Source organism: Mesorhizobium sp. M1396 (assembly GCF_040317725.1).
Taxonomy (GTDB): domain Bacteria; phylum Pseudomonadota; class Alphaproteobacteria; order Rhizobiales; family Rhizobiaceae; genus Mesorhizobium.
Window position 1 is genome coordinate 14,308 of the sequence record NZ_JAMYLA010000017.1, and the last position, 15,177, is coordinate 29,484.

Annotated in this window: 14 protein-coding genes and 1 riboswitch; of the genes, 5 read left to right on the forward strand and 9 right to left on the reverse strand. The window is 61.7% G+C overall.

Annotation, left to right across the window (positions count from 1 at the left end):
* Nucleotides 1–55: 55 nt before the first annotated feature.
* Nucleotides 56–1,303, reverse strand: a complete 1,248-nt coding sequence (locus tag NKH02_RS13390) for an aromatic ring-hydroxylating oxygenase subunit alpha (RefSeq protein ID WP_352879289.1) — start codon at nt 1,301–1,303, stop codon at nt 56–58.
* A 115-nt stretch (nt 1,304–1,418) separates the two neighbouring features.
* A riboswitch (cobalamin riboswitch) is annotated at nt 1,419–1,620 on the reverse strand.
* A gap of 509 nt (nt 1,621–2,129) precedes the next feature.
* On the opposite strand from NKH02_RS13390, the gene NKH02_RS13395 reads away from it, so the two are divergent.
* The 3 genes from NKH02_RS13395 to NKH02_RS13405 all read left to right on the forward strand — a co-directional run bounded on the left by NKH02_RS13395 (nt 2,130) and on the right by NKH02_RS13405 (nt 2,925).
* On the forward strand, nt 2,130–2,333 hold the full coding sequence (locus NKH02_RS13395) for a DUF680 domain-containing protein (RefSeq protein WP_352869327.1): 204 nt from the start codon (nt 2,130–2,132) through the stop codon (nt 2,331–2,333).
* 69 nt (nt 2,334–2,402) lie between these two features.
* Nucleotides 2,403–2,609 (forward strand): DUF680 domain-containing protein, encoded by a 207-nt coding sequence (locus tag NKH02_RS13400; RefSeq protein WP_352879291.1) that lies wholly within the window; start codon nt 2,403–2,405, stop codon nt 2,607–2,609.
* Between the two features lie 79 nt (nt 2,610–2,688).
* A complete protein-coding gene (locus NKH02_RS13405; protein ID WP_352869321.1) occupies nt 2,689–2,925 on the forward strand; it encodes a DUF680 domain-containing protein in 237 nt (78 codons plus the stop codon).
* An 86-nt stretch (nt 2,926–3,011) separates the two neighbouring features.
* Here NKH02_RS13405 and NKH02_RS13410 read toward each other — a convergent pair whose 3' ends face one another.
* The 5 genes from NKH02_RS13410 to NKH02_RS13430 form a co-directional block, all read right to left on the reverse strand.
* The gene (locus tag NKH02_RS13410; RefSeq protein ID WP_352869318.1) at nt 3,012–4,124 is read right to left on the reverse strand and encodes an ABC transporter ATP-binding protein; all 1,113 of its coding nucleotides are present in this window, start codon (nt 4,122–4,124) and stop codon (nt 3,012–3,014) included.
* Nucleotides 4,125–4,165: 41 nt separating this feature from the next.
* A complete protein-coding gene (gene bglA, locus NKH02_RS13415) occupies nt 4,166–5,830 on the reverse strand; it encodes a beta-galactosidase BglA (protein WP_352879293.1) in 1,665 nt (554 codons plus the stop codon).
* A gap of 4 nt (nt 5,831–5,834) precedes the next feature.
* Entirely contained in the window at nt 5,835–6,989 is a 1,155-nt protein-coding gene (locus NKH02_RS13420; RefSeq protein ID WP_352879295.1) for a carbohydrate ABC transporter permease, read from the reverse strand.
* Between the two features lies 1 nt (nt 6,990).
* Entirely contained in the window at nt 6,991–8,004 is a 1,014-nt protein-coding gene (locus NKH02_RS13425; protein WP_352879297.1) for a carbohydrate ABC transporter permease, read from the reverse strand.
* 248 nt (nt 8,005–8,252) lie between these two features.
* The gene (locus tag NKH02_RS13430) at nt 8,253–9,608 is read right to left on the reverse strand and encodes an ABC transporter substrate-binding protein (protein WP_352879299.1); all 1,356 of its coding nucleotides are present in this window, start codon (nt 9,606–9,608) and stop codon (nt 8,253–8,255) included.
* Nucleotides 9,609–9,972: 364 nt separating this feature from the next.
* Between NKH02_RS13430 and NKH02_RS13435 the strand changes: the two genes are divergently transcribed.
* Together NKH02_RS13435 and NKH02_RS13440 are read left to right on the forward strand one after the other, a co-directional pair.
* Nucleotides 9,973–10,995 carry a substrate-binding domain-containing protein gene (locus NKH02_RS13435; RefSeq protein ID WP_352879300.1) on the forward strand — a complete coding sequence of 341 codons (1,023 nt, stop codon included), beginning with the start codon at nt 9,973–9,975 and terminating at the stop codon, nt 10,993–10,995.
* Nucleotides 10,996–11,153: 158 nt separating this feature from the next.
* Nucleotides 11,154–11,966, forward strand: coding sequence for a hypothetical protein (locus NKH02_RS13440; RefSeq protein ID WP_352879302.1), 813 nt, complete (start codon nt 11,154–11,156; stop codon nt 11,964–11,966).
* A gap of 98 nt (nt 11,967–12,064) precedes the next feature.
* On the opposite strand, the gene NKH02_RS13445 is transcribed toward NKH02_RS13440, so the two are convergent.
* Genes NKH02_RS13445 through NKH02_RS13455 form a run of 3 tightly spaced genes read right to left on the reverse strand, consistent with a single transcriptional unit; the run spans nt 12,065 to nt 14,719 of the window.
* Nucleotides 12,065–13,498 (reverse strand): S8 family serine peptidase, encoded by a 1,434-nt coding sequence (locus NKH02_RS13445; RefSeq protein ID WP_352879304.1) that lies wholly within the window; start codon nt 13,496–13,498, stop codon nt 12,065–12,067.
* Complete coding sequence (locus NKH02_RS13450) at nt 13,488–14,156, reverse strand: anti-sigma factor (protein WP_352879306.1); 669 nt, start codon at nt 14,154–14,156, stop codon at nt 13,488–13,490. Before NKH02_RS13450 ends, NKH02_RS13445 begins: the two co-directional genes overlap by 11 nt.
* Nucleotides 14,153–14,719, reverse strand: a complete 567-nt coding sequence (locus NKH02_RS13455) for a sigma-70 family RNA polymerase sigma factor (RefSeq protein WP_352879308.1) — start codon at nt 14,717–14,719, stop codon at nt 14,153–14,155. Before NKH02_RS13455 ends, NKH02_RS13450 begins: the two co-directional genes overlap by 4 nt.
* Nucleotides 14,720–15,177 lie beyond the last annotated feature (458 nt).

Sequence of the window (15,177 nt, forward strand, 5' to 3'; positions counted from 1 at the left end):
TCCCTTTTGTTTTATGCATGATCCCAAAGCCGCTGCGCATTTTGGGCGACATGCACTAGGCCACGCTGCGCAGGGCCGGCCGGCCGCCTTCGGCGAGGCGCGGGCCGATGAACGACGCGTACCATTCGACGAACTGGATCACGCCGCCCTCATGCAACTCCGAATAGGGGCCGGGCTCGTAGGCGGGCGACAGGATGCCAAAGGCGTTTTCCTCGACGATGCGGCGATCCTGGTCGTTGGTTTCGGTCCAGACATGGGTGAGGTCTTCGATGGTGTAATCGACCCCCTCGACCGCGTCCTTGTGCACCAGCCACTTCGTCGTCACCGCCGTTTCCGTGGCGCTGATCGGCAGCACCCGGAACGTCACCGCGTGATCGATGAGGATGTGGTTCCAGGTCGTCGGATAGTGATAGTGCATCAAGGTTCCGATCCTGTCGGCGGAGACAGTGTCGGAGAGGTTCTTCTTCACCGCCAGCTTGCCGGTCATGGTGTAGCTGACGGCATCGCGCAACAGCGGCGCGCGGGTGGCGCGGTACTGCCCGGCCGGATCGATGCGGAACTTGCTCGGCAGGCCTGATGCCTCGCATTTGGCCCAATGCGCGACCATTTCAGGGTCGCTGTCGGCGCCGTTGACGCCGGTCACGGTAGGCGCTTCCGGGAAGGTCTTGCACAGCTCGGGATGATTGGCGACGCAGTGATAGCACTCGCGATTGTTTTCCCAGACCAGCTTCCAGTTGCCCTTCTCGATGATCGTGCTCTCGAAGGCGATCTTTGCTTCGCGCAACCGGTGCGGCAAAAGATAAGGTTCGATCATCGCCCGCATCGGCGCGAAATCGGCGGGCTCCCTGGCCAGGCAGATGAAGATGTAGCCGCCGACGCTCTCGCAGGCGACCGGCTTCAGGCTGAACTCACTCTTGTCGAAACCGTCGGCCATCTGGCGGGCAAACAGCAGCCGGCCGTCGAGCTCATAGGTCCATTGGTGATAGGGGCAGACCAGCTTTGCCGCCGTGCCCTTGTCTGTGTTGCAGACCCGGCTGCCGCGATGGCGGCAGGAATTGTGGAAGGCGTTGATCTTGCCTTGTTGGTCGCGGACAAGAACGACCGGATAGTCGCCGATCTGAACTGTGATGTAGCTGCCTGGCTTCGGCAGCTCGCAATCGTGGCCGATGAACAGCCAATCACGATACCAGATCAGCTCCATGTCGAGCTTGAAAAAGTCTGGATCGGTGTAGAAGGGCTGCTCTAGCGAAAAGCCTTGCCGGCGGCTGTTCAAGAGCCTCAGCATGTCGTTGCGAATATCCATGTCCTGTCCTCGTTTCTTAAGGACTGAACTGGTGGTGACGGAGGAAGGATCGGACGCAGGCCGGCGATGCGCCGGACATGCACTATCCACCTCTTGACCGCCCACCGCGATCAGTCGAGTCTAGAAATCTCGGGCTGGTTTCCGGGCTCTGGAGTTGTCCTTACGGACCATCGCGACACCTTCCCAGGCAACTGCCCAGTGGTCTCCCGTTGCGACTTGAACTCCACCACCGTTGCGGGGGCAGCGCCGGATTCTGACCGGCTTCCCAATTCTCCGCCTCGTCGTCACGAAGCGGCACCTGAGATGGTACGATCTAACCACGATCGCGGGCGCGTCATCGGCATGAAAACGACATCGTATCCATGCGGCGCGACACGCATGCGAAACGTTCCGTTGGCGATTGCGGAGCCGAAATCCTATCTCCGCGGCGGCCATTCCCAACTGCAATCTCATCGAAGCCAGCCCCTTGCCGGCGACCAAAAAAGGTTAACGGTTTCGAAAAGTGACCATTAGCTGGTTCTAAAATCGAACCGAACGGTTCGTTTCTGTTGACGGTGCGTGCAGGACGGTGTGAACGCCGGCCCTTGGAAACAGTTGGTGATCCAGCGGGCGATTTTACGTAAGGTATTGAAAAACATGAATAAAAAGTAGCGTGTGGAATCCCGTGGCACAATTTCAAGTGGCGGATTCATGGTCCACACGGAACAACTTCGTGATTGGAAAAGGTGAGGATGCCCTCCCACATCGGGGCTGTCCGAACGACGCGATTTCCTTTCCAAGACACGCCGCTGGACGGACGGAAAAGAAGACACTGGAGTACAAAAAAATGAAAAAGATCATTCTCACTGCCGCCGCCGTTCTGGCCATTTCCGGCAGCGCCTTCGCTAATGGTAGCGACCACTACGGTTCGAACGGCGCCAATCAGCCTGCTGCCGCGGTCGACAAGTCGTACACGGCTTCCACCAAGACCTCGGAACCGGTTGCCCAGACGCCCGCTCAGGGCAGCGACCGTAACCTCTTCGGCCGCTAACAACCAATTCCCAGTTGACGGCGGGTCTGCCCGCTGTCCTGGCGAAATCCAGAAATTCAGGAGACTAAAATGAACAAGATCCTTCTTGCCGCCGCCGCCGTTCTGGCCATCACCGGCAGTGCCTTCGCCGGCAGCGACAACTTTGGCTCCAAGGGCGCCGACCAGCCTGCCGCCGCGGTCGACAGCTCGTACACGGCTTCCGTCAAGAAGTCGGAGCCGGCCACGCAGGCGCCTGTCAACCATGGCAGCGACCGCAACCTGTTCGGCAACAACTAACATCCGACCAAAACCAACATCCGACAGCGATGCGGCGGGTTAACCCGCCGTATCGAATTCGAGAATACGGAGTATCAAAATGAAAAAGATTGTTCTTACTGCCGCCGCTCTTCTGATTGCCGCCGGCAGCGCCTATGCCCGCAACGACAACGCTGGCGGCACCGACATCAACAAGCAGTCGACCGTCAACGTCGACACCTCGCATACGGGCTCGATCCGCAAGAGCGAATCGCCCGTCTACAAGCTGCTCAATTCGTCTGGCGATGCACCGAAGTCCGCCCCTCAGGGCAGTGACCGGAACCTCTTCGGCCGCTAACAGCCGAAGCTGATCTCCAAACGAGAGCGGCGGACCTTGCCCGCCGCTCTTGTTTTTGTAACAGGGCAGTATCGTCGTGCGACCTCTCAGGCCGCCTTCGCCTCCGCTTCGTGAAGAGCGAAGGACCGCCCATCCGTGTCGAAGATATGCAGGTCTTCGCCATTGGCGCTCAGGCGCAATGTCGAGCCACGCTTGACTTCGACATTGCCAGGCAGCTTGGTCACCAGCGGCAGGTCGGCGCGGCCGATGTCGATGTAGACAAGCTGGACTTCGCCGAGCTGCTCGACATAGTCGACCGTCCCTTCGAACAGATAGTCCGCACCGCTGGCGATGATCAGGTCCTCCGGTCGCACGCCAAAGCTCACCGCGGCACCCTTTGCCGAAGCAGGCGTCGTGATCGGCACGGTCGCCTTGCGCCCGCCGACATGGCTGACGACAGTCGGATTTCCGGTCTTGTCGATGGTCGCCGGCAGGATGTTCATGGCCGGCGAGCCTATGAACTGGGCAACGAACAGATTGCCGGGCTTCTTGTAGAGGTCCATCGGCGTGCCGACCTGTTCGATATGGCCGTCCTTGAGCACCACGATGCGGTCGGCCAGCGTCATCGCCTCGACCTGGTCGTGGGTGACATAGATCATGGTCGTGGCGGGCATCGATTCCTTGAGCTTGGCGATCTCGATGCGTGTGGCGACGCGAAGTGCGGCGTCAAGGTTCGACAGCGGCTCGTCGAACAGGAACACCTTCGGATTGCGCACGATGGCGCGGCCAATGGCGACGCGCTGGCGCTGTCCGCCCGACATCGCCTTGGGCAAGCGGTCGAGGTATTTCGTCAGCTGCAGGATTTCCGCCGCCTGGCGCACGCGCCGATCGATCTCGGCCTTGTTCTCCTTCCCGATCTTCATCGAGAACGCCATGTTGTCGTAGACGGTCATGTGCGGATACAGCGCGTAGGACTGGAACACCATGGCGATGCCCCGCTTCGACGGCGGCACGTCGTTCACGACCTCGCCAGCTATTCTGAGCTCGCCGGAGGTGATTTCCTCGAGCCCGGCGATCGACCTCAGCAATGTCGACTTGCCGCAGCCCGACGGGCCGACGAAGACGATGAATTCGCCCGACTTGATATCGAGGTCGATGCCGTGGAGAATGTTCAGATTGCCGTAGGACTTCTTCACTTGTCTTAGCGTGACATCGGCCATTGGTTTCCCTCCAGTAATTTGAAATTCAAGTGATTTGAAATTCAGTCGACGCGCCCGAACCAGGCGCCGTAGCCGCCGAGCCGTATGGAACCGGTGCTCGCCTGCCCCGAAAATCCGTGCCCGGGCAAAGGTTGCAGCGATCGGCCGCCGAGGTCAACCTCGGTTGGCCCGGCTCCCAGATTGAAGACGCAGACGACCTGCTCATTGCCCGCGCGGCGGGTGAAGGCGACGGTGTCGCCCTCGCTTTCGATGAAGGTGATGTCACCCTTGGCCAGTGCCGGATGGGCACGCCGGAAGGTCAGAAAGCGCCGGTAGTGCTCAAGCAGCGAGTTCTCGTCGCCCTGCTGAACATTGACCGCTTGCGACATATGCTTGGCCGGCACCGGCAGCCAGGGCTTTGCCGATGAGAAGCCGCCATTGCTGGCGCTGCCGTCCCACACCATCGGCGTGCGGCAGCCGTCGCGGCCCTTGAATTCCGGCCAGAAGCGGATGCCATAGGGATCCTGTAAATCCTCGAACCGAAGGTCGGCTTCGCCGAGCCCAAGCTCTTCGCCCTGATAGATGCAGACCGAACCGCGCAGCGACATCAGCAGTGCCGAGATGACCTTGAGATAGGCGGTCGGATCGGCTTCGCCGGCCGCCCAGCGCGAGGCCGGGCGCATCACGTCATGGTTGGAAAAGGCCCAGCACGACCAGCCATCGCTGGCGACCTTGCTGAAGGATTCCAGCACCGAGCGGACCTTGGCCGCACTGATCTTTTCCGGCGCCAGGAAGTCGAAGGAATAGCACATGTGTACGCGCTTGCCGCCGGCGGTGTAGGCAGCCACCACGTCCAGTCCGCGCTGCGAATCGCCGACCTCCCCGACCGCGGCGGTTGCCGGATATTCATCGAGCAGGGCGCGGAAGCGCTCGAGGAAGCCGAGGTTCTCCGGGCGGCTCTTGTCGTAGAGATGATCCTGGTAGTTGTAGGGGTTGACCGCCGGTGCGGTCTGGTCGTTGCGCTCTTCCGGCGGCAGCGGCGGATTGTCTTCCAGGCCCTGGCTGTGGAAGTAGAAATTGATGGTGTCGAGCCGGAAGCCGTCGACGCCGCGCTCCAGCCAGAAACGGGTGACGTCCAGCAGCGCATTCTGGACTTGGCGGTTGTGGAAGTTGAGGTCGGGCTGCTCGGCCAGGAAATTATGCAGGTAATATTGCTGGCGGCTGGTGTCCCATTGCCAGGCCGAGCCGCCGAAGATCGACAGCCAGTTGTTGGGCGGCGTGCCGTCCGGCCTTGCGTCCGCCCAGACGTACCAGTCGGCCTTCGGGTTGGTGCGGCTCGACCGGCTTTCCTTGAACCACGGGTGGTTGTCGGCGGTGTGCGACAGCACCTCGTCGATCATCACCTTCAAGCCCAGCCTGTGTGCCTCGGCGGTCAGCGCGTCGAAGTCGGCCAGCGTGCCGAACATCGGATCGACGTCGCGGTAGTCGGTGACGTCATAGCCGAAATCCTTCATGGGCGATTTGAAGAACGGCGAAATCCAGATGGCGTCCGCACCGAGTGCGGCGATGTAGGGGAGGCGGCCGATGATTCCCTTGAGGTCGCCTATGCCGTCGCCGTTCGAGTCCTGGTAGCTGCGCGGATAGATCTGGTAGATCACAGCACCCCGCCACCAGTCGCGATCGATGGCGAGGTCAGGTTTCGAGCTGGCCTTCAAAGCGGATTGCATCGTCTCAGCCTCCTTTCACCGAGCCGGCAAGCAGCCCGCGGACAAAATAGCGCTGCAGCGAGAAGAAGACGATCAGCGGCACGATTATGGTCACGAAAGCCGATGTCGTCAGAATCTCCCAGTCGCCGCCGCGGGAGCCCAACAGCGCGTTGAGCTTGGCGGTCAGCACGATCTGGTCTGCCTCTGTACCGAGGAAAACCATCGCCACCAGCAGATCGTTCCATACCCATAGGAACTGGAAGATGGCAAACGAGGCCAGCACGGGGAACGACAGCGGCAAAACGATCTTGACGAAGATCTCGAAATCGCTGGCGCCGTCGATACGCGCCGATTCCATGATCTCGCGCGGCAGGCCGGCAATGTAGCTGCGCAGCAGGTAGATGGCGAAGGGCAAGCCGAAGCCGGTATGCGCCAGCCAGATGCCGAGATAGGTTTTCGACGGCATGCCGAAGAAAGCGCCGACGCCGTTGTAGAGCTTCAAAAGCGGGATCAGCGACATTTGCAGCGGCACCACCAGCAGGCCGATGATCACCGCGATCAGCAGCGCCCGGCCGGGAAACCGCATCCAGGCCAGCGCATAGGCGGCAAACGCCGCGATCAGGATCGGGATGACTGTCGCCGGGATGGTGACGGTCAGCGAGTTCATGAACGACCGTCCGATGCCCTCGGAAAACAGCACCGTCTTGTAGTTGTCGGTGGTGAATTTCGGCGGCGCCGACGAGGCATAGTAGACACGCTGGCCGCGATCGCCTTCGAACGCCTTGGGCGAGGCCATGACGAAGCTGCCATCGGCATTGAGCCGCAGGGTCACGCCGTCGCCGAGATCGGCCGAAGTGTCGGCGGGATATTGCGTCGGTGCCGCCGATTTGACACCGAAGGCGCTGATGTTGCGCTTGGCGCCGTCGCCGAAGATGTTGCCCTCGAGAACGAACTTGCCGTCCTTTTCGACTTGCGTCGAGGCGGCCGGCAGTCGGCCGGCCTCGGTCTGGGTGGAACTGGCGAACGAGTTCCACCAGCCAGAGGCGATGATCTGGTTCTTGTCGCGCAGCGACGAGACCAGGATGCCGAGCGTCGGTATGGTCCAGATCGCGACGAAGACAAGCACGGCGATGTGGACGCCAAAGCGGCTGGCGAAGGACTTTCCGGTCGCAACGGCCATCTCAATGTCCTCCCGTCTCTTTGTTCGCCTGGCGGATGTTCCAGATCATGATCGGAATGACAGCGATCATGATGATGATGGCGATGGTGGCGCCACGGCCGAAATCGCCGCCGCCGCGGAACATCCAGTCGAACATCAGGTTGGCCAGCACCTGGCTGTTCCACTGGCCGTTGGTCATGGTCAGAACGATGTCGAACACTTTGAGCACCAGGATGGTGATAGTGGTCCAGACGACGGCGATGGTGCCCCAGATCTGCGGCACCATGATCTTCCAGAAGATCTGGAACGGATTGGCGCCGTCGATGACGGCGGCTTCCAGCGTTTCTTCGGGAATGCCGCGCAGGGCGGAAGACAGGATGACCATGGCAAAGCCGGTCTGGATCCAGATCAGGATCACCATCAGGAAGAAATTGTTCCAGAACGGCAGCGATATCCAGACCTGCGGCTGGCCGCCGAAATGCTGGATGATGGCGTTGAGGATGCCGATCTGGGTCTGGCCCTCGCCACGATACTCGTAGATGAATTTCCAGATCACGCTGGCGCCGACGAAGGAGATCGCCAGCGGCAGGAAGATCAGACTCTTGGCGATCGTGCCCCACCAGATCTTGTCGGTGAGCACGGCGATGATCAGCCCGAGGAAGGTGCAGGCGGCGGGCACCACCGCCAGCCAGATGATGTTGTTGAGGATCGAGTTGCGGAACTCGCGGTCGCCGAAGGCCCATTCATAGTTGGCCAAGCCGACAAAATTGATGCCGCCGCGATCGAGGAACGACAGCCGCAGCGTCTCGACCACCGGGTAGATCAGGTAGATGGTGAGGATGATCATCGCCGGACCGACGAACAGCCATGGTCGGACCAGCCCTTGCCGGCGCAGATTGTCGATGGCCGCGGCGCCGGCGACGCCGCGCGACGGGAATATCAGGTCGACCAGTTTGTTGGCGCCCCAGAAATAGGCGACGCAACCGCCGACCCCGACGATGATTACGAATATGGCCGAGAAAATCTGAGCCGCCATGGGTCCCTCCCCCTGCGTATCATCAGCCAAGGCCGAACGGTCCGGGCGGTGAGATGCGCCGATTCAGTTGTTCAGAGCGCGATCGCCAGGCAAGACAGGCTTTCCCTTTGCTGATCGCGCTTCATGCCGGATGTTTGTGTGCTCATGATAATCGCCGCGGCACGGGCCGCCGGTCGGATCCGGGCCTCCAGGGCCCGGATCCAGTCGGGATCGGATAGCCGAACAATCGGCTGCTTCCTGTCGGACGCCTACTTGATCGCGTCCCAGCTTTTCTGAATGTCGGTGGCGACATCCTGCGCGGACTTGCCGCCGACCAAGTCGATCATGCCGGTCCAGAAGGCGCCGGCGCCGATCTTGCCCGGCATCAGGTCGGAACCGTCGAAGCGGAAGGTCGAGGCGTTGGCGAGGATTTCGCCCTGCTTCCTCAGCGCGTCGCTGGCATAGGCCTCCTTGTTGACCGACTTGAGCGGCGTCACGAAACCACCCTCGGCCATCCAGATCTCATGGGCGAGCGGCATCTTCAGAAATTCGATGAACGCGCGGGCGGCCTTGGAGTCCTTGGTGATCATCGCCAGCGTGCCGGCGCCGAGCACGGGCGTGCCCAGTTCAGGCTTGGAGGCATAGGGAGGGAAGTAGAAGAAGTCCGCGTCCTGGCCGACCTTGGTGCCTTCCGGGAAGAAGGTCGGGATGAACGACGCCTGATGGTGCAGGTAGCATTTCGGCGGGACAGAGAAGAGGCCCTTCGGGCTGTCGCGGAAATCGGTCGCCGCAACCGCCTTGGCGCCGCCGTCGACCATCTTGTCGTCGGTCGCGATCTTGCCGAAGATATCGATGGCGCTGACCACCGACGGGTCGTTGAACGGGATCTCGTTCTTCACCCATTTGTCGTAGACTTCCGGAGACTGGGTACGCAGCATCAGGTCTTCGACCCAGTCGGTCGCCGGCCAGCCGGTGGCGCCGCCGGAGCCGAGGCCGATGCACCAGGGCTTGCCACCATCGGCGATGATCTTCTTTTCGAGATCGGCGAGCTCTTCCTGCGTCTTCGGCACCTTGTAGCCGGCTTCCTCGAAGTTGTCCGGCGAGTACCAGACCAGCGATTTCACGTCGGCCTTGTAGGGGAAGGCGAAGAAGCCTGGCTTGCCGTCCTTGTCCTTGAACGTGCCGAGATCGACCCATGACTGGCCGGCGCCGTAATTGTCCTTGATCCATTTGGCGGTGTCGTCGCCGAGCGGCGTCAACAGGCCCTTCGATGCCAGGTCCTGGATCAGGCCCGGCTGCGGCAGCACGGCGATGTTGGGCGGGCTGCCGGCCTGCGTGTCGATGACGATCTGCTGTTCGTAATTTTCCGAGGAGGAGTATTTGATCTCGACGCCGGTGGCTTCCGAGAAATAGTCGAGAACGCCGCGCACCAGGCCTTCGTCCTCACCGCGCCACGGTCCGAAGATCGACAGCGTCTCCCCCTTGAGGTCGACTTTCTTGAGCTCTTCGTAGTTTGCCCAGTTGAAGCGCTTGTCCTCACCCGGTTTGAACTTCAGTTCGGCATGAGCCGGCGCGCCCAGGGCGAGCGTGGCAAACGCGGCACCCAGCAAAAGCATTTTCTTCATCGGTATTCCTCCCAGTGGATCAAACACACCGGACGGAACCTCCATTCCGCCCGCCGACGCCGCAGGACTGTGACTCACTCGGAAAGGAACCGCAACCTTTCGGAGAGTCTTCCAAAGCGCTTTGGCCTTTTTGATCTCGCCATTGAATCGGCCGGAAGTCAAGAGGCAGGTGGGCTAGTCGATTTAATCCGGCGCGTCTGCGGCCTAAAAAGTGCGCTGCAACATGCTTTTATGGCAGTGCAGCAGCATTTTTTGTTTCAAACACGTCTGAACCACGCTTATGGTTCGTTGTCGAACGGCTCAACCCCGAGGGCACTTGGGTCGATTCAAGTTAAAAGCGCTTTGAGGGAGATGGAGAGTTTTCGTGAACCTCAAGCAGCTTGCCCATATGCTGGCGCTGTCGCAGACCACGGTAAGCCGGGCGCTGAACGGCTATCCCGAGGTCAACGAGGAAACGCGCAGGCGTGTCATGGATGCCGCCAAGCGCCATGGTTACCGTCCCAATCCGAGCGCGCGCCGCCTGGCGACCGGCAAGACCGGTATGATCGGCTATGTCCTGCCGACCGGTGCGTCCGTCGACATCGATCCGCATTTCGTCGAATTCTTGTCTGGCCTCGGCGACTACGCCCGCTCGCACGAACTCGACCTGGTGCTGTCGCCGGCCGATGCCGACGACCAGGAGACGACCTACCGGCGCATCGTCGCCAACCGGCAGGTCGACGCCGTCTACATTTCCTCGCCAAGGCCCGCCGACCGGCGCGTGGCGCTGGTCAACACGCTCGGCATTCCCTTCATCGTCCATGGCCGTAGCGAAGGCTTCGATTTCGACTATGCCTTCACCGACATCGACAATGAGGGCGCCTTCCACGAGGCGGCCAGGCTGCTGATCCAGCTAGGCCACCGGCGGCTGGCGCTGATCAACGGCGACGACCGCGAGACCTTTGCCATCCATCGCGAGCGCGGCGTGCGCCGGGCGCTCGCCACGAGCGGGCTGACTTTGGGCGAACGACACGTCTGCTCGGTGGTCATGACCGAAGAGAATGGCTATCGCGCCACCAGGCGCTTGCTGGAAGAGGGCGATGCGCCGACGGCGATCGCCTGCTCCAGCCTGATCATGGCGCTGGGCGTCGTGCGCGCGGTGCGCGACCTCAGCCTGAGCATACCGGGCGACGTGTCGCTGATCGCCCATGACGACGTCTTCCCCTGGCTGAGGCCGGAGAATTTTTCAGTGCCGCTGTCGACGACGCGCTCATCCATCCGTCTCGCCGGCGCCCGCGTCGCCGAGCGGCTGGCGGCCCGGATTTCGGGGCTGGAAGAGGGCGCTCGCGGCGAAGTCTGGCCCGTCGACCTGGTGGTCAGGGGATCGGTCGCCGGCGCGCCGGGCTAAATGCATGACGCTCAAAAGTGGCCCCGGTTTTGAGACAACGACATACTGTATATCGTACTTGGCGTACCCAAAGAGGTATGACAGATGTGGAATGGCATTTCTCAGGTAATTGCGCCGCTCGCGAGTCCCTCCGCACTGTGCGACAAGGAAGCCTGTTCATGGTGATGACGGCTCACTTTGACGAAAGCGGAACCCATGGTGGCGAGGCTACCAACACGGTCGTGGCTGGCTTCCTAGGCGATGTTGATCAATGGGGTAGCTATGAGACCGATCTGGCGGCGCTGCTGTCAGAGTTCGACATCAAGAGGTTTCACGCCAAGAAGTACCGGGCCAAACAAGGGGAGTTCGCCGGCTGGGAGAAGGAAAAGAGGTTTTCCTTTGCCAGCCGCTTTTTCCCGTTGATTGATCGATACCTTGCGCTCGGCATATCCGCCGGTTTCAGACGCGATGACTATGTTTCGTTCTATCGAAATCCCGCTCCGGCTCGCGGCATCCGTTTGGATTCTGAATATGGTCTGTGTTTTCGGGTTTGCTTGCTGTGGGCGATTTCGTTCGTGGCTTCCAAACGCACGGAATGGCCGTTGAACATTGTAATGGAGCAAGGCCACAAGAATGCGGGCGGTGCGGTTGAGATATTCAACGAGTTGACTGAAGCCCTGAAGGGCACGCAATTCGCTGGCCTGCTAGGGAGTATATCGTTCTCTTCCAAAGACATGTGCCTATCGCTGGCAATTTCCGATGCTCTGGCTCATGGTGTCTACAGATCGGATTCGACCCAAGGGTCGTTACGGAACACCATCGTTCCTACTGATTACAAAGGGGTGAGAATTCAGAACCTAAAGCTAGATCAGCCGGCCCTGGCATCTCTTCGCGAATTGGCCGTACGGAAAGAAGTCCTGCCGGCGACTTTTTCTATTGAGTCTAAAAATCAGAGCCTTGTCGGCGAACGGCCCTTCCTGGCTGGGGCCTAAATCTCACTACCGGTGGCCTGAAACGGATTGCGGCCAAGATGGAAAGTGTATGACTATCGACCATAGCCCTTGGGTCCGCGAAGTATAATATACGGAATTTATTCCGTTGCCCCTGCCGCCTTGATGTCCAGCAGCCCATAGCCGAAATCATTGTCGCGGCCCTTGGGGCCGAGATCCCTGGCCGTTGCCGCGAGCGCCTTCTCGATGTCGTCGGCCGAGCGATCGGGCGCGGCATGGATGAGATTGGCAATCGCGCCGCTGACGATCGCCGCCGCGAACGAGGTGCCGGTGACCACATCCGAGCCGGCGCCGCTCGGCGCCACCATCTCGACGCCGGGCGCCGAGATGAAGACATAGGCGCCGCGATTGGCCTGCGGCATCAGCCCGTCCTTGGCATCGGTGGCGGTCACGGCGATGACGCCGTCGAAGGCGGCCGGATAACCATAGGGTGCTTTCGGCCCGTTGTTACCGGCGGCGGCGACCAGCACCATGCCGAGCGCCCGGGCATTGCGGCAGGCGACGCCGAGCAGGTCGTTCTTCGGCCCGACGAAGCTCATGTTGATGATGCGCACGTCCTGCTCCGCCGCCCAGTCTAGCGCCGATAGGATGACATCCATGGTCGACTTGCCGCCCTCGAAGGCCCGGGCGTGGTAGATCCTGGCGCCCGGCGCCATGCCCTCCAGCGCGCCGACGCCGGCGATCAGGCCGTCGATCGACGTGCCGTGATCGCGCTTTTCGATCGGCACCCCCGGCATGGCGTCGAACTGTTCGGCGACGACGCCAGCCAGCGCCGGGTTGGTGTCGTCGATGCCTGTGTCGATCACCGCGATGCGAACGTTTTCGCCGCTGGCCTGCTTGGAATCGAGCGCGATTCGGTCGAAGGCATAGTTGACGATGCCGGCGGCCTGCTGCAGCGAATAGACATGGTTGGGCTCGCGCCGCTGGGTGCGGCCGTCGGCCGCCAGTTGCGCCAGCACGACGCCGACGGGCCGGCCATCGGGAATGCCGAAGCGCACCAATGTAGTGCCAAGCAGCCGCGACTGGCGCTGCGAGCGCACCTGGAGGCCGAAGGACGCGGCGATCTGCTGCACCGCGCCGGCGTCGCCGTCGACGGTCACCAGCACCTCGTCGGGCACGAAATCGCCGACCACCGCGCGCGGCGGCTGAACGGCAATGAGATCGGTCGGAGAGACGATCGGGCCGCCAGACGGAGGGCCGGCTTGACTATCGGCCGGCGGTGTCGCCGGAGCCGGCCGTGGCGTCGGCACCGGTGCCGGAGGCGCTGCCGGATTGGGAAACAGGTCGACGATCAAGGCGGGCAGAAAGACGGCCCCTGCCGCTGCAGGACCCGCACCGGCTGCACTGTCACTGCCATCCTTGCCGCAGTCCGCCCCGGCCGCGTTGGCCCCGTCGCGGCAGTCGATTTTCGCGGGTTCAGGCTTCGCGCTGGTCTGCGCCGACGCGGGCACGGCGGCGATTGTCATCGTCGCCGCAAGCATTGCCGCAAATCGAATGACCGCCTCAGCCGCCATCAACCGGCCTCCTTCCCTCGATCACAGTCTCCGTGAAAGGCTGGGCGGCAACAAGGCCGATTTGCCTTGTGTAGTCGGCGGTGGTGGTCGCGGGAATGCCAAGCCGGAAGACGCCGTCGGTGGTCGGTCCGCCGATGATCTTCAGCCCGTTGCTGCCGAGAAAGCCAGAAATATCCGACATCTTCGCATCCGGCTTGAACTTGACCAGGGCGAACGGCATTTTCGCCAGATCGTCTTGCGCGCCGGCTATCTCGAAATCACTGCCCTTGCCGCTGGGCTCGACAAATGACTGCACCATGACCAGGGCCAGCAGAACCGCGGCCGCGGCCCAGGCGACGCCGACCGGCACCGCCATGAAGCGGCCCCAGGCCTGCGCCAGCCAGGACGAGTCTGCCGGCTGGCGGACAGGTCCGGCCTCGGCATCGAGCGCCCTGGCGAAGCGGCCGAGCGCATCGGCCGGCGGACGGATCGCTTCGTTGGCGGCCGTGGTGCCGGAGAATTCGGCTTCCGCCTCGCCAAGGGCGGCAAGTGCCGCCGGATCGCTGGCCAGCCATTCCTCGACGGCTTCCAGGTCCGAACCTTCCAGCGAGCCGTTCAGATAGAACGGCAGCAGCGTTTCCATTTCGTCGCGGCGCGACATCTTTTCAGCGGCGCTCATGGCCACCCCCTGTCGTAACCGGCGGCCTTGAGGGCCTCACCGAGTTTCTTGCGGGCGTAAAACATTCGAGTCTTGACGGTCGCGACCGGAATGTCGAGCACTTCGCCGATCTCGCTCACCGACTGGCCATGATAATAGGCAAGATCGATCACCACGCGATGCTCTTCCGGCAAGGCGTCGACGAACCGGCGCAAGGCGGCAGCCTTGTCTCCCTTCATGGTGACGACTTCCGGCGTGTCGGCGCTGTCGGCCACCGCGGCGGCGGCCTCGTCGTCGATCCAGTCTTCCTTCTTCTTGCGCAGCAAGGACAGCGCCTTGAAACGGGCGATGCCGAGCAGCCATGTCGAGACTTCGGAGCGCCCTTCGAAGCATGGCGCCTGGCGCCATAGCTCGAGGAACACTTCGTTGGCGATATCGTCGGCCATCATTTCCGATCCCGTCTGGCGCGCCACGAAGCGGTAGACCCGCGCGTGGTGACGCATGAACAGGAGCCGCACGGCGGCACGGTCGCCCTTCGCGACCCGGTCGACAAGCGCGCGATCGGTTTCCGTCGCTGCTGTCATGGCCGGTCGAGCCGCCTGGCTCCTGTCTGCTCTGTCGCTGATCGGTCCAAAAAGGTTCATCCTCCCGCCAAGGAATTTTTTGGAGGCTAACCGAAGAGCGGGGCGGTTGCCAGAGCATCCCTTCTCCCTGTCACTATACCTATGGCATTCACACATCTCTTTCCGCTCATGGACGGTAGGTCAAAAATGCCAGCATTTTCAACGCCTGCATCCTAGCGCCGCCAAGAGATCATGACAACATCGCCCTCACTTAAGTCTTTGATTTCACGTTTCTTTAGCCGCCGCAGAAAGATGTGTGAATCCGATAGGTCACTATACGGGGAGAAGGTGCCGGCAGGCGGATGAGGGGCGGCGCCAGCGTTCGCTATTCATATTCGATGTTAGCGCTGCCCTCACCCTTACCTTCCCCCCGTAAAGGACGGGGAGAACGATCTCAAGAAACGCCGTGCGTTGCGTTT

Bases quoted from the DNA above. Each gene is read 5' to 3' on its own strand.
- NKH02_RS13390 (WP_352879289.1), bottom strand. From the start codon at position 1,303: ATGGATATTCGCAACGACATGCTGAGGCTCTTGAACAGCCGCCGGCAA.
- NKH02_RS13395 (WP_352869327.1), top strand. From the start codon at position 2,130: ATGAAAAAGATCATTCTCACTGCCGCCGCCGTTCTGGCCATTTCCGGC.
- NKH02_RS13400 (WP_352879291.1), top strand. From the start codon at position 2,403: ATGAACAAGATCCTTCTTGCCGCCGCCGCCGTTCTGGCCATCACCGGC.
- NKH02_RS13405 (WP_352869321.1), top strand. From the start codon at position 2,689: ATGAAAAAGATTGTTCTTACTGCCGCCGCTCTTCTGATTGCCGCCGGC.
- NKH02_RS13410 (WP_352869318.1), bottom strand. From the start codon at position 4,124: ATGGCCGATGTCACGCTAAGACAAGTGAAGAAGTCCTACGGCAATCTG.
- bglA (WP_352879293.1), bottom strand. From the start codon at position 5,830: ATGCAATCCGCTTTGAAGGCCAGCTCGAAACCTGACCTCGCCATCGAT.
- NKH02_RS13420 (WP_352879295.1), bottom strand. From the start codon at position 6,989: ATGGCCGTTGCGACCGGAAAGTCCTTCGCCAGCCGCTTTGGCGTCCAC.
- NKH02_RS13425 (WP_352879297.1), bottom strand. From the start codon at position 8,004: ATGGCGGCTCAGATTTTCTCGGCCATATTCGTAATCATCGTCGGGGTC.
- NKH02_RS13430 (WP_352879299.1), bottom strand. From the start codon at position 9,608: ATGAAGAAAATGCTTTTGCTGGGTGCCGCGTTTGCCACGCTCGCCCTG.
- NKH02_RS13440 (WP_352879302.1), top strand. From the start codon at position 11,154: ATGGTGATGACGGCTCACTTTGACGAAAGCGGAACCCATGGTGGCGAG.
- NKH02_RS13445 (WP_352879304.1), bottom strand. From the start codon at position 13,498: ATGGCGGCTGAGGCGGTCATTCGATTTGCGGCAATGCTTGCGGCGACG.
- NKH02_RS13450 (WP_352879306.1), bottom strand. From the start codon at position 14,156: ATGAGCGCCGCTGAAAAGATGTCGCGCCGCGACGAAATGGAAACGCTG.
- NKH02_RS13455 (WP_352879308.1), bottom strand. From the start codon at position 14,719: ATGACAGCAGCGACGGAAACCGATCGCGCGCTTGTCGACCGGGTCGCG.